Below are 13,562 nucleotides of genomic sequence, written 5' to 3'. Positions count from 1 at the left end.
AACCGAGCCTAAAGAGGACGAAGCGCTCTCAACTCGCGCAAGCGGGCTAGGACAAGTGAGGTACAGGCAAACGACGTCAGGGCGCCACGATTGATCAACCCACCCGCCGCCCTGAGCCGAGGTCGACCATGTCCCTATCCAGATCGCGCCTGCGTCACCTCTCGGTCCTGTCCGTCCTCGCGCTGGTCTGGGCGTCGATGCTGCTGGTGATGACACCCGGTGCCTTCGCGGGACCGGTCAAGGGCTCGCTGGCCGTGATCTCGGTGGCCGACCAGGGCACCGGGCTCGTCGGTGCGGTCGCCGGACGACCGTTCACCGTGGTCGTCGAGGCCCGCGACCCGCTGGGTGCGCCGCTCGTGCCCAGCCAGAACACCACGGTCCGGCTCCGGCTCGTCACCGGCTCCGGCACCCTGTCCGGGGTCCTCGAGGGGACCATCCCCAAGACCAGCAGCCGCGGCACGATCTCCGGCGCCGTCTACGCGCCGTTCGGGAACAACGTCAAGCTCGGCGTCGACGTCGTCTCCGGCGCCGCCCTGAGCGGCACGACCACCACGGTCAACGTGGCCGCGACCGCGGTCAAGGCGCAGGCCTCACCGCGCAGCAACCTCAACGTCACCGACCCGGGCTGCCCGGCGCCGAGCCCCACCTCGCCGGTCTGCGGCTTCCTCCAGCTGCCCAACGGGGGCAACGGCACCGTCCTGATGTCGGTCGGCTCCTGCGACACCATCCTCTCCTGCCGCACGAGGTCGGGCACGACCGCCCGGCTCGTGACCGCGGAGGTCTCGCTCAAGGACGAGAACGGCGCACCGCTCTACACGCAGACGGCACCGGCCACCTTCGTCCTGGCCTGCGACAAGACGCTCTGCGGGCAGGGCGGCGTGAGCTCGTTCCCGCTCGTCGTCGACCTGACCAACACCGGAGCCTTCACCCAGGTGGAGGACTGTCCGGCCAAGGGGGTGCTGGGCACGGGGCAGAGCGTCTGCCGCGACACGGTGCAGTCCACGCGGGACAACGCCGGCGACGTCTACAGCGTCATCCTCTTCACCTACGACATCCGGGGCAGCTACCCGTGATCGACGGGAGCCAGCCACGGTAGGGGGGCCCTGACGACCCCGAGCAGCTCCAGGGCATGCTCGGCGTCGGCGGCGGAGCCGTGGTCACCACGCCGCTCTCCGTCCAGCGACTCCAGGTGCGCCTGCACGGCCAGCAGGAAGCCGCGTTCGTGGGCGAGGTCCGGGGCCGAGCTGGCGGCCAGTCCCTCGCGCAGGGAGGTCCAAGCAGCCGCCAGGTCACCCTGCAGCACCTGGGCGCTGGCCCGCACCCGGTGCACGGCGGGCAGGAGGGTCGCCGCGCCGAGCCGGGTGACCGCCTCGAGGACTCGGTCGGTAGCCACGACCGCGTCGTCGTAGTGCCCGGCCAGGACCTGGCCCTCGGCCGCGGCGATGTCCGTCTCACAGACCTCGTGTGGTTCGTGCAGCTCGTGGAAGTGGGCGCGCGCCTCGGTGAGCAGCGCCTCCCCCTCCTCGGGCCGTCCGGCGCGGTGGTGGGCGCGGCCCTGCTCGCGCAGCACCAGCGCACGGAGCTCCTCGTCGTCGACGGCTCGCGCGATGCGCAGCACCCCCGTGAGCACCTCGAGCGCCTCCTGCGGCCTGCCCTGCCGGTTCAGCAGGTCAGCGCTGTTGTATGCCGCGTTGGCGGCGTTCGCGACATCGCCCACCTGGTCGAAGTCGGCCGCGGCACGCTGGAAACCCTCCAGTGCCTCGGTCCACCGCCCCTGGAGGAGTCGACGCATGGCGATGTTGTTGTGGGCGTGGGCCTGACCGCTCAGGTCGCCCAGCCCGGCGTAGAGCCGGAGCGCCGTGCCACCGTGGTCGACGTCGGAGCTCGACCCGGTGAAGACCTCCACGCCGTGCAGGACGAGGTGGGCCTGGGCGAGCGCGTCATCCTGGCCCGCGGCCACGGCTGCGCGGACCGCCTCGTCGGCGCTGCGGGACGCGTCCCGGTAGCGACCCTGGCTCATCAGCACGACGCTGCGACGGGCCAGCAGCCGCGCCCGCGCCGCGACCGCCTGCGCGTCGGTGGTGCCTTCCAGCAGGCGCAGACCGACGGCGGTGCGCCGCAGCGCGACCGGGTGCCGCCCCTGGCGCTGAGCCACCTTGGCCGCCTTGAGCGCCAGGGCGGCCGACCTGACCGGTTCGCCCGAGCGAAGCCGGCCGGCCCGCGCGTAGGCCCGGTCCGCGGCGCCGGACCGGCCGCAGAGGAAGAGCGCGTCTCCCCACGACTCGAGGTCGGCAGCCCGCTCCGGGACCGGGACGGTGCCGGACTGCTGGGCCGCCTCGGCGGCCAGCGCATAGGCCTGGGCGGCCGCCTCCGGGGCCGCGGCGAGGGACGCCTTCACCCCGGCCAGCCGGGCGCACCGCCACGCCTGCTCGTAGCGACCAGCGGCGTAGAAGTGGTGCGCCAGCACCTCCGGCCGACGCTCCATGGCACCCGGCGAGCGGGCGAGGACGTCACCGACCTGGCCGTGCAGGCGGCTGCGCACCTTCATCGGGAGGCCGGCATACGCCGTCTCGCGGTGCACCGCATGGCGGAACCGCCAGCGGCGCGCGCCCTGCGGCTCGAGGAAGGTCGAGAGCGCGGCGACGTCGCTGCGGAGCGTGGCCGCGGCGTCCGGCTGCACCAGGCCCGCGAGCAGGTTGAGCGTGAACGAGTCCCCGAGGACGGCCGCCCGGCGCAGCAACGACCGTCGCCCCGGGGCGAGGCCGTCGATCTGGACCGACACCAGCTCCTCCACCGACAGCGGCAGCTCGTCGATCCGCTCTCCGCGGGTGGCGGCCAGGACCAGCTCGCGCAGGAAGAGCGGGTGGCCCCCCGAACGGGCCACCAGCGCCTTGGCTGCTCCCGGTGCCAGCGGGTTGTCGGGGTCGACCAGCTCGGTCATCTGCTGGCTGGCGTCGATGTCGAGCGGGCCGAGCTCGACGACCAGGCTGCCCGGGGGTGCCTCCTCGATCGTCCGTCGGGTCGTCAGCAGCAGCCACGGCTGGTCTGCGGAGCGTGCGGCGACCTGCTCCAGGACTCGTGCGCTGTCGCCATCGACCAGGTGGGCGTCCTCGACGACCAGCACGGTCGGGGTCGACAAGGCGGCCTCGAGCACCTCGAGCACCAGGCGGTGCAGGGCATCCGAGCGGAACTCCTCACCGAGCTCGCCCTCGGCGGCGGGCGCGTCGAGGTCGAGGCCGAAGACCATGCCCAGCATCGGCAGCGACGGGACCAGGTGCGGGTGCGTCGCCCCGACGACGACGGCCGCCTTGCGCAGCGCAGCCGGGGGGTCGAGGTCGTCGCCGAGCCCGAGCGCCTGGGCGAGCAGCAGCCGGATGGTGGCATAGGGGGCGCTGCCGCCGCTGTGCCCACCTTCCGCAGTGAGCACCAGGAAGTCCGACGCCCCGGACAGCACCTCGGACACGAGACGGGTCTTCCCGATCCCCGGTGGGCCCACCACCGTGACCACCCGGCCGATCCCGTCGGCCACCGCATCCAGGGCGGCACTGACCTGGGCGAGCTCGGCGGCCCGGCCGACCATGGCCGTGTCGGCCTGGTCGAGGACCCGCGACGTGGCCGCACCCAGCGATACTGCATACACCGGCTCGGACAGGCCCTTGAGCCGCAGCGCCGAGCTCGGCCCGAGCTCCCAGACCGTCCGGCTGTGCTCGAGCAGCTCGGCCGGCAGGCTGATCGTGCCGGGCTCGGCCCGCGCAGCGAGGCGGGCTGCGAGGTTCACCGCCCCGCCCTTGACCGAGTAGGTCCGCCGCAGCGCCGGCCCGAGGTCACCGGTGAAGACCCGCCCCTGCGCGACCCCGACCTGCAGGGGGAGCCGCCCCGCCCGGTCGACGACGAGCCGTACCGTCGAGAGCAGGTGGTCGACGTCGTCGCCGGTGCTCTGCGGCGCGCCCGCGACGAGCATCAGCTTGCCGCCGTCGTTGTCGATGTCGGTCTCGTGGAAGGACACGCCGTGCCTCGCGGTGGCGTCCTGGACGTTGCGCACGAGCTCGTCGACGGCCGCGGTGACGGCAGCCGGCCCGTCCCGGTCGAGCAGCCCATCGGTGCCGGAGAACCGGACGAAGGCAGCCGTCGCCACGCGGTGTTCCGGCTCGTGCGGCCCGCTGGCCACGTGGGTGCGCAGCTGGCTGGGCACCAGGTGCGCCCGGTCGGTCAGGACGACCCCCGGTGCGGTCACCTCGACGCTGCCGTCGAACCCGGGGACCATCGACTCGGACGCGCCGCCCGGGTCCGGTCCGGGAGGCGCGGGAAGGCTCCGCAACAGGAAGCCCGGACCCGTGGCGGCACCCACGGAGCGGGCGGGCAGCAGCGCCGCCGTCGCGGGGTCGAGCAGCACCTGGCCCGGGGCTGCGGCCGACTCAGTCCTGACCACCCGGCTGGTGACCGGCCCCAGCACCATGAGCTCACGGTGGATCCGCGGGTCACCACCGAGGACCAGGTGGACGTCGCCGGTGGCCACGCCGCTCGATGCGCGCAGGACGACCGGCCCCACCGAGGTCCGCAGGTGGCCCACGCGGGCGAGGGCGGCCCGCATGAGGGCGGCCGCACGGGCGGCCCGCACTCCCGAGTGCGGTCCCACCGCCAGCATGAGGACCGCGTCACCACCCCACTTGAGCAGGTCGCAGCCCTCGGCCAGGGCCGCCTCCACGAGGGGGCCGAAGACGAGGTCGAGGATGTCGCTCAGCTCCTCGGCGCCCGCCCTCCCCCGGGTCGCGAGCCGTTCGGTGAGCCGGGTGAAGCCACTGATGTCCAGCATCACGAGCGTGCCAGTGACGGTCCACGACGCCGGGTCGGGCTCCGCCGGGACGCCACCGCGCAACAGGCTCGGGAGGTAGGGCCCGAGCCGGTCGCCGAGGTCGTCCACCGTCATCCTGCGAGGATCCGTCGCGCCACGACGGTCTCAGCGGCAGTCACCGCCTCGGAGTTGCCCAGGACGGCTTCGAGGAAGGCCTTCCGGTCCAGTCCACGCAACACGGTCGGAGCGACGGCCCGCACCTGCGCGGTGCGGGGCACGTCGCGCAGCAGCGCGATCTCGCCGAAGTAGTCGCCGGCTTCCTCGCGCCGCAGCAGGGTGCCGTCGTGCCAGACCTCCACCGCACCCGACTCGATGATGAAGAACTGGTCGCCCGCATCGCCCTCGTCGAAGACCAGCGCGCCGGCCTCGACCTCGACGCGGGTGAGCTGCCGGGCCAGACCCTCCAGGGCGGTGCGGTCGAGCGGGGCGAACATGTGCACGCCCTCGACCAGCGCCAGTCCCTCGGGAGCCTGCAGCGTCAGGTCGAGGCGACGCATCCGGGGCACGGCCGGGATCACCATCGCGGTGACGGCCAGCCCGAGGACGCCCATCCCCCACTGGAGTCCGACGAGTGCGATGAGCAACGGCATGATCGCGGCCCCGATCGCCATCGAGCCGATGTAGGCCGAGTCCAGCGTGCCGAACACCCGGCCGAGCAGGTGGTCCGGGGTGAGGCGCTGGAGCAGGGTGTCGAGGTTGACGTCGACCAGTGGGTTGGCCAGCCCCAGCAGCAGCATCACGGCGACGGCGGCGGCGACGGTCGGCCAGACCGCCACGATGACGAGCGGCAGCGACCACAGGACGACGCCGACACAGAAGTCGAGACCGAGCTGCTGTCGCGAGGCCCGCGCCAGCGCCACGAAGCCGCCGACGAGGGCTCCTACGCCGAGCATCGAGTCGAGGAAGCCGACGCCCGGCGGACCGAGGTCGACCAGGTCGAAGGCCACCGCCACCACGAAGACCGCGGAGGCTCCGGCGACCAGGGTCTGCGCGCAGGTGAGCGCCACGAGGACGCGCAGGTCGCGGTCACGCCAGATGTGCCCGAAACCGGCGGTCGTCTCCCGGAGGAACGCGAACCGTGGCTTCGCCGGTTCGTCGGCGGCGGCGTCCGCAGGGGCGCCAGGGGCCCCCGGGGAGTCATCGTCGGAGGCCTCGGCGGAGGACACACCGGAGTCCGCGCCGTTTGGGGCGGAGGAGGAGGCGGTGGGCAGCGCGTGCACGCCCCGGACCAGCACGGCCGACCAGAGGAAGGTGGCCGCGTCGAACACGAGGACCGCCTCCACCGAGGTGAGCGCGAGCAGGCCGGCGGCCAGTGCGGGGCCGGCGAAGAAGGCCAGGCTCTCCAAGGTGCTCGACGTGCCGTTGACTGCGGTGAGCTCTTCGGGCCGCGCCACCAGGGACGGGAGCATGGCTCGCTGGGCCGGTCGGAACGGGGTGCCGAGGATGGACACGATCCCGGCCAGCACGAACACCACGACGGGCGGCAGGGTGGCCAGCCCAGCGGCGATCCCCAGCAGGAGGACGCACCGGACCACGTCGACCCCGACCATGATCGCCTTGCGGGAGTACCGGTCGACGAAGGTCGCGGCGAAGGGGGTGCAGACCGCCATGAGGATGAACCGCACCACCGCCCAGAGCGCGAGCACCTTGGCGCCGCCGACACCGAACGCCCAGACCGAGATGGCGGTGGCGTAGGCCCAGTCGCCGATCAGCGAACCCCCGAAGGCGAGCATGATCCGGCGCAGGTTGCCGTTGCTGAAGACCGTACGTACCGCCGTCGACGACTCCGCGACGGCGCGGCCCATCACACTCACGCGGGACCGTCGACCCAGCAGCGACCAGCACCCATGGCGCACCTCCGGTGCTCAGGCTGGCACCCGACACCACGCCCTGTCATCACGCAAATGACGCACGATCACCGGGAAAGCCCTCACGAGGGGGCAATCCACCGCAAACGGCTACTGGGTGGCCGCCGACATCTGGCGAAGCTCCTTCTTCAGGTCGCCGATCTCGTCACGCAACCTGGCCGCCAGCTCGAAGTGCAGGTCCGCGGCGGCCTGGTGCATCTGGGCGGAGAGCTCCTGGATGAGGTTGGCGAGGTCGTTGGCCGGCAGGTTGCGCAACCGGTCGGCCGCGACGCCGGCATCGGCCTGGAGGGCGCCACGCCCGCCCCGGTTGGCGTTCTTGCCGCGCGACTGGCTGCGACCCGACCCGAGCAGCGCCTCGGTGTCGGCGTCCTCGCGCTGGAGCAGGTCGGTGATGTCGGCGATCTTCTTGCGCAGTGGCTGCGGGTCGACGCCGGCCTCGAGGTTGTAGGCGATCTGGATCTCACGGCGGCGCTGCGTCTCGTCGATCGCCTCCTGCATCGACGGGGTGATCTTGTCGGCGTACATGTGCACCTGGCCGGACACGTTGCGGGCCGCGCGACCGATGGTCTGGATCAGCGAACGGGCCGACCGCAGGAAGCCCTCCTTGTCGGCGTCGAGGATGCTGACCAGCGACACCTCGGGCAGGTCGAGTCCCTCGCGGAGCAGGTTGATGCCGACCAGGACGTCGTACTCCCCCATCCGCAGCTCGCGCAGCAGCTCCACCCGGCGCAGGGTGTCGACCTCGCTGTGCAGGTAGCGGACCCGCACCCCCTTGTCGAGCAGGTAGTCGGTGAGGTCCTCGGCCATCTTCTTCGTCAGCGTCGTCACGAGCACCCGCTCGTTGACCTTGACGCGCTCGCCGATCTCGTGGAGCAGGTCGTCGATCTGACCCTTCGTCGGCTTGAGCACCACCTCGGGGTCGATCAGCCCGGTCGGGCGGATGATCTGCTCGACGATCCCCTCGCTCTGCGCGAGCTCGTAGGGGCCCGGCGTGGCCGACAGGTAGACGGTCTGGCCGATCCGGTCGAGGAACTCCTCCCACCGCAGGGGTCTGTTGTCCATCGCGGAGGGCAGCCGGAAGCCGTGGTCGACGAGCTGGCGCTTGCGCGACATGTCGCCCTCGTACATCGCGCCGATCTGGGGCACGGTGACGTGCGACTCGTCGATGACCAGGAGGAAGTCCTCCGGGAAGTAGTCGAGCAGGGTGTTCGGGGCGGTCCCCCGGCCCCGGCCGTCGATGTGCATCGAGTAGTTCTCGATGCCCGAGCACGACCCGACCTGGCGCATCATCTCGATGTCGTAGGTGGTGCGCATGCGCAGCCGCTGGGCCTCGAGCAGCTTGCCCTGCTTCTCGAACGCCGCGAGCTGGTCGGCCAGCTCGAGCTCGATCCCCCGGATCGCCCGCTCCATCCGCTCCGGACCGGCGACGTAGTGCGTCGCCGGGAAGACGTACATCTCCTGCTCCTCGTGCATGATCTCGCCACTGACCGGGTGGAGGGTGTAGATCCGCTCGATCTCGTCGCCGAAGAACTCGATCCGGACGGCGAGCTCCTCGTAGACGGGGATGATCTCGACCGTGTCGCCCCGCACCCGGAAGGTGCCGCGGGTGAAGGCCAGGTCGTTGCGGGTGTACTGCATCTGGACGAAGCGCCTCAGCAGGTCGTCGCGGTTGACCTCCTGGCCGACCCGCAGCCGGGCCATCCGGTCGACGTACTCCTGGGGGGTGCCCAGACCGTAGATGCAGGAGACCGAGGCGACGACGATGACGTCCCGACGGGTGAGCAGCGAGTTGGTGGCGCTGTGGCGCAGCCGCTCGACCTCGTCGTTGATCGAGGAGTCCTTCTCGATGTAGGTGTCCGTCTGCGGGATGTAGGCCTCGGGCTGGTAGTAGTCGTAGTAGGAGACGAAGTACTCGACGGCGTTGTTGGGCAGCAGCTCACGGAACTCGTTGGCCAGCTGGGCCGCCAGCGTCTTGTTGGGCGCCATCACCAGGGTCGGGCGCTGCACCTGCTCGACCAGCCACGCGGTGGTCGCGGACTTGCCGGTGCCGGTCGCACCCAGCAGCACGGTGTTCTTCTCCCCCGCCCGGATCCGCGTCGCGAGGTCGGCGATGGCGGTGGGCTGGTCTCCGGCGGGCTCGAAGTCCGAGATCACCTCGAACGGGGCGACCGTGCGCTGCAGGTCTGTCGTGGGACGCATGCGTCCAGCGTAGGCCGACCCTCCGACAGTGCCCGTCTCAGGATGCGGTGAGACGGCCTGCACGGCCGACCGCGCGAGGCGTAGGACTGGAGCGTGGCCACCGCGACGAGCTCGCACGGAAGGACCGCCTCACCGTCCCCGGACGTGGGGGCCGGCCGTCGGTGGGCGATGCTCGCGGTGAGCACGCTCGCCCAGACCGCGTCAGCGGTCGCCCTGCACGGCCCCGCCTTCCTCATCCCCGTCCTGCACACCCGCGAAGGGCTCTCGCTGGCCGCGGCCGGACTGGTCAGCGCCGCGCCCATGGTGGGCGTCATGCTCACGCTCGTCGCGTGGGGCGTGGTCGTCGACCGTGGGGGCGAGCGACTGGCCCTCGTCACCGGGCTCGGGGTCACCGCCCTCGCCGCCCTCGCGAGCACGACGGCGCACGGGCCGGTGGGCTGGTGCGCCTGGCTGTTCGTCGCGGGCGCTGCCGCCGCGAGCGCCAACGCCGCCAGCGGGCGGGTCGTGGTCGGCTGGTTCCCGGCGGGCCGGCGAGGGCTCGCGATGGGCATCCGCCAGATGGCGCAACCCCTCGGGGTGGCGGTCGCCGCGGTGACCATGGCGGTGCTAGCCGAGCACCACGGCATCCGGGTGGCGCTGGCGGTGCCGGCTGCGGCCGCCGCGCTCGCGTGCGTCGCAGTGGCGGTCGTCGTCAAGGACCCGCCGCGTCCCCGACGCACGGTCGACACGGCCCGCAACCCCTACCGCAGTGACCACACCCTGGCGCGGGTGCACGGCGTCTCGATGCTACTGGTCGTGCCGCAGTTCCTCGTGTGGACCTACTCGCTCGCCTGGCTGGTCACCGACCGTGGCTGGTCGGCGGCCTCCGCGGGCGCCCTGGTCGCCGCCACCCAGGTCTGCGGAGCCCTGGGCCGGATCGGTGTGGGCCACCTGTCCGACCGGGTCGGGAGCCGGATGCGCCCGTTGCGGTGGGTTGCCGTCGCCGTCGTCGTGACGATGGGCCTGCTCGGCGCCGCGGCCCACGAGGGGTGGGGCGTCGCAGTGCTCCTGCTCGTCGTCGCCTCGACGGTCACGGTGGCCGACAACGGCCTCGCCTTCACCGCCGTCGCCGAGCGCGCGGGGCCGTTCTGGTCAGGGCGGGCGCTCGGCGTCCAGAACACCGGCCAGTTCCTCACCGCTGCTGCGGTGCCCCCGCTCGCGGGTGCCCTCGTGAGCTGGACCGGGTATGCCGTGACGTTCGCCTCCGCGTCCGTCTTCGCCCTGGTGGCGCTGCCCCTGGTCCCGGTGCGGGACGAGCACGACCTCCGCGATCGCTGACGACTGCACACCCACCGACGACTTCCTGGCCACCCCTGCGTCACGGATGGCGGGCTGGGTTGTCCCACAGGAGGACCGGGCAGGGAAACAACCGGTCCCTGAGGCGCCCGCCGGCGACGGAGACACCCCTGTCGCCGGTGGGTCCTCGGACCCGGGCGCCAGGTCGCCCAACGGTCCTCCAGGCCCTGGTCAGCCCAGCCAGGCGGTGACGCCGAGCACGACGCCCCCCACGGCGGCGAGCACGGTCACGACGGCGATCTCGACCATCGGCTGGAACGGCGAGTAGCCACGGGTGTCGTCCAGGAGCTGGCCGAACCGGCGGCGCACCGACCCGACCAGCACGACGCTGATCCCCATCGCCACGGCACCGGCCACAGCCTGGAGCGGTCGGTCGGTGCGCAGTGCCACGAGCACGAGCGGCACCAGGGCCACCAGCGCGGTGACCGCCGTGCGCTGCCAGGCCAGGGCGGTGCGCTCGGGCTGGAGCGCAGCACGGTCCGGGAAGTCGCTCACCGCCCGGCGACCTCCACCAGCGCCAGGACCAGGGTGAGGCCACCCAGGGCGACGACGCCTCCCGCGAGGATGACGAGGGCCCGCGGTGCGGGCAACGGTCGGCCCAGCCGTAGCGCGCGCTCGACCCGCGCCCAGGCGGTGACGGCCCGGACGGCCAGGGCGGCTCCGCCGATGCAGGCCGCGGCACCCACGAGGGCGGCCCAGGCGGGGAGCGTCGACAGGCTCGCCAGTGACACGAAAGCGATGCCGCCACCGACCAGGGCCAGCGCCGTGCGCATCCACGCCAGGGCGGTCCGCTCGTTGGCCAGGGACGCCCGCGGGTCCGGCTCCTCGCCGACCCCGTAGACACTCGCGGGCCGGCGCTGCTCAGTCACCTGACGGGTCCCAGGCTGTCTCCGCCGCCCACGCCTCGGCCCGGTCGTGCGCGGCGTCGAACCACGGCTCCTTGGCTTCGGCGTACTCGGTCACGGTCGCCCCGCCGGCCGCGATCCTCCGCTTCTGCGCGGCATACTCCTGGCGCGCCTCGGGGACCGCGCGCATCCAGGCGCGGAACATCAGGGCCCAGCGCCACCCAGGGCTGCCGACCTCGCGCACGTGCACGTGGGCCGGGCGACCGGGGTCGCTGCTGGCGTGGAACCGTTTCGGCCAGGGCAGGCCGTCCTTGGAGCTGTCGTGGGCCACCGCCTCCGAGCGCGGGAAGCCTGCCGCCGCCAGCCGCGCGAGCAGGGCCCCGTCGTCGGCGTCGGTGAGCGAGCGCACCCCGACCTGGAGGTCGATGACGTCCTTGGCGATGAGCCCCGGCACCGCGGTGCTGCCCACGTGGTCGACGGTCAGGGCGAGCTCGCCGAAGGCCAGCCGCAGCCGCTCGGCCACGCGGGCCGCCTGCGCCGGCCACGTCGGGTCTGGCTCCGCCAGCGTCAGCTGCTCGGGTCGGCGCGACCGGGTGCCCGCGCGGACGTTCTCCTCGAACGGCACGAGTCGCGACTCCCAGAGGTGGTCGACCGCCTCGAGGAGCTCGTCCTTGGGGCCGTCGTTGCGCAGCCACACGTCCGCCGCAGCGCGGCGCTGGTCGTCGGTCGCCTGCGCGGCGATCCGGCTGCGGGCGTCGGCCTCCGTCATGCCGCGGGTCTGCATGAGGCGCTTCACCCGGGTCTCCTCGTCGGCACCCACGACGACGACCAGGTGGTAGCCGGGCCCGTAGTGCTTCTCGACGAGCAGCGGGACGTCGTGGACCACCACCGCGTCCGGAGGAACCGCGGCGACCAGCTCCCGGGTGCGCTCGGCGATCAGGGGGTGCGTGATCGCCTCGAGGTCACGGCGCGAGGCCTCGTCGGCGAAGACCAGCGCGCCGAGGGCGGGGCGGTTCAGGGCGTCGTCGTCGTCGAGCACGGCGTCACCGAACCGCTCGACGATGGCGGCCAGGCCACGACTCCCCCGGGAGACGACCTCCCGCGCCAGGAGGTCAGCATCGATGACGATGGCCCCGTGCAACGAAAGCCGTTGTGCCACAGTCGATTTCCCGGATCCGATGCCTCCCGTGAGGCCGACGCGCAGCATGGCCACCACCCTATCCGCATGGCGGTCGCGAGGCGGCCGAGTCAGTCAGCGAGGCGAGGCGGGAAGCCGCCGGTGGCGACCGGGCCCCAGCGGGTCGGGGTGATCCGCAGGATCGACTTGTCCTGGTCGACCATCGCCCGGCGGTACTCGTCCCAGTCGGGGTGCTCACCGGAGATGTTGCGGAAGTACTCGACCAGTGGTTCGACCGACTCGGGGGCGTCGATCACCTCGCACTCCCCGTCGACCTGCACCCACGCGCCACCGAAGTCGTCCGAGAGCACGACCACGGACACGTCGGGACGCTTGCGCGCGTTGACGGTCTTGGCCCGGTCCCGGTAGCTGGAGACGACGATGCGTCCGCTGTCGTCGACCCCACCGGTCACCGGGGACGCCTGTGGTCGTCCGTCGGCCCGGCTGGTGATGACGAGCATGTGGTGACGGGGCCGGACGAAGTCGAGGAGCCCGTCGAGGTCGACGTGGGTGTTGGTCGCGATCGTGCGTGCCATCCTCCGAGCCTAGACACCCCCAGGTGCCACCACCCCGCGACGGTGCACGCCGTGACGCCGAGCCCCCTGACGCCGCGGACCACGCCGACGTGGAGCACCAGCTCGGTCTGCGGCCCGACCACCCACGCAGGCAGCGCGAAGGTGTCGCGGGGTCCCGGCCCGACGCCCGGGGACCGGGCAGGGTGGGTCAGGATGCCGCCGGCGCGGCGACGGGGTCCGACCGCGGACCCTCGACGCCGTGCTCGCGGACGCTGCTCACGGCATACCGGGGTGTCCCGGCGCCCGGCTCCGCATCCGTGAAGGTGAGGGTCGCACTGGTGCCCACGAGGCGCTCGGCGCCACCGGCGACGGTGCGGTAGATGCGGTACTCCACCACGGCGTCCGAGTAGGTGTGCGGCACGGTCACCGCCGGCGGCGGCGACCAGGTCAGCTTCACGGCAGCGCCGTCCCGGCTGACGGAGACCCGCTGCGGTGGTGGCGGGTTCACCCGCAGCTGCTCTTCGGCGGTGAGCTCCTGGGGCACCGACGTCGGAGCAGCACTCGTCGACGTGGACACCCTGGCTGCCGAGGCACTCGTCGACGGGGCCGAGACCTCGGGCTGGTGGTCCTCGGCAGCCGTCGAGCCGCACCCGGCGAGGGCCAGCACCGTGAAGGTCGCGCTGACCGTGGTCAGCTGTCGGAACAGGTTGGTGCTCATGACACTTCGACGCCTCCCCTCGGACCGTGGTTCCCCCCGGTCGCCCGACNGAC

10 protein-coding genes are annotated in these 13,562 nt (G+C 72.7%); 2 read left to right on the top strand and 8 right to left on the bottom strand.

Annotated elements, in window-relative coordinates:
* Positions 1 to 128: 128 nt before the first annotated feature.
* A complete protein-coding gene (locus tag ASG95_RS10270; protein ID WP_057377399.1) occupies positions 129 to 1,073 on the top strand; it encodes a hypothetical protein in 945 nt (314 codons plus the stop codon).
* Here the strand turns inward: ASG95_RS10270 and ASG95_RS10265 are convergent.
* The 3 genes from ASG95_RS10265 to uvrB all read right to left on the bottom strand — a co-directional run bounded on the left by ASG95_RS10265 (position 1,064) and on the right by uvrB (position 8,919).
* A complete protein-coding gene (locus ASG95_RS10265; protein ID WP_082592480.1) occupies positions 1,064 to 4,927 on the bottom strand; it encodes an AAA family ATPase in 3,864 nt (1,287 codons plus the stop codon). The two genes, ASG95_RS10270 and ASG95_RS10265, sit on opposite strands and share 10 nt — an antisense overlap.
* Complete coding sequence (locus ASG95_RS10260) at positions 4,924 to 6,657, bottom strand: MFS transporter (protein WP_057377397.1); 1,734 nt, start codon at positions 6,655 to 6,657, stop codon at positions 4,924 to 4,926. Before ASG95_RS10260 ends, ASG95_RS10265 begins: the two co-directional genes overlap by 4 nt.
* A gap of 153 nt (positions 6,658 to 6,810) precedes the next feature.
* Positions 6,811 to 8,919 carry an excinuclease ABC subunit UvrB gene (gene uvrB / locus ASG95_RS10255; RefSeq protein WP_057377396.1) on the bottom strand — a complete coding sequence of 703 codons (2,109 nt, stop codon included), beginning with the start codon at positions 8,917 to 8,919 and terminating at the stop codon, positions 6,811 to 6,813.
* A 93-nt stretch (positions 8,920 to 9,012) separates the two neighbouring features.
* Between uvrB and ASG95_RS10250 the strand changes: the two genes are divergently transcribed.
* Positions 9,013 to 10,236, top strand: coding sequence for an MFS transporter (locus tag ASG95_RS10250; RefSeq protein ID WP_235543726.1), 1,224 nt, complete (start codon positions 9,013 to 9,015; stop codon positions 10,234 to 10,236).
* A gap of 189 nt (positions 10,237 to 10,425) precedes the next feature.
* Here the strand turns inward: ASG95_RS10250 and ASG95_RS21615 are convergent, their stop codons facing one another.
* The 5 genes from ASG95_RS21615 to ASG95_RS10225 form a co-directional block, all read right to left on the bottom strand.
* A complete protein-coding gene (locus tag ASG95_RS21615) occupies positions 10,426 to 10,749 on the bottom strand; it encodes a DUF202 domain-containing protein (RefSeq protein ID WP_057377395.1) in 324 nt (107 codons plus the stop codon).
* A complete protein-coding gene (locus tag ASG95_RS21610; RefSeq protein ID WP_057377394.1) occupies positions 10,746 to 11,123 on the bottom strand; it encodes a YidH family protein in 378 nt (125 codons plus the stop codon). Before ASG95_RS21610 ends, ASG95_RS21615 begins: the two co-directional genes overlap by 4 nt.
* The gene (coaE, locus tag ASG95_RS10235; protein WP_057378849.1) at positions 11,116 to 12,306 is read right to left on the bottom strand and encodes a dephospho-CoA kinase; all 1,191 of its coding nucleotides are present in this window, start codon (positions 12,304 to 12,306) and stop codon (positions 11,116 to 11,118) included. Before coaE ends, ASG95_RS21610 begins: the two co-directional genes overlap by 8 nt.
* Positions 12,307 to 12,347: 41 nt before the next feature.
* On the bottom strand, positions 12,348 to 12,812 hold the full coding sequence (locus tag ASG95_RS10230; RefSeq protein ID WP_057377393.1) for a PPOX class F420-dependent oxidoreductase: 465 nt from the start codon (positions 12,810 to 12,812) through the stop codon (positions 12,348 to 12,350).
* 187 nt (positions 12,813 to 12,999) lie between these two features.
* The gene (locus tag ASG95_RS10225) at positions 13,000 to 13,509 is read right to left on the bottom strand and encodes a hypothetical protein (protein ID WP_057377392.1); all 510 of its coding nucleotides are present in this window, start codon (positions 13,507 to 13,509) and stop codon (positions 13,000 to 13,002) included.
* Between the last annotated feature and the right edge of the window lie 53 nt (positions 13,510 to 13,562).

Source organism: Phycicoccus sp. Soil803 (assembly GCF_001429685.1).
Lineage (GTDB): Bacteria > Actinomycetota > Actinomycetes > Actinomycetales > Dermatophilaceae > Pedococcus.
The sequence above is the reverse complement of the archived record's forward strand: the minus strand, read 5'-3'. Positions and strand labels throughout refer to the sequence as shown.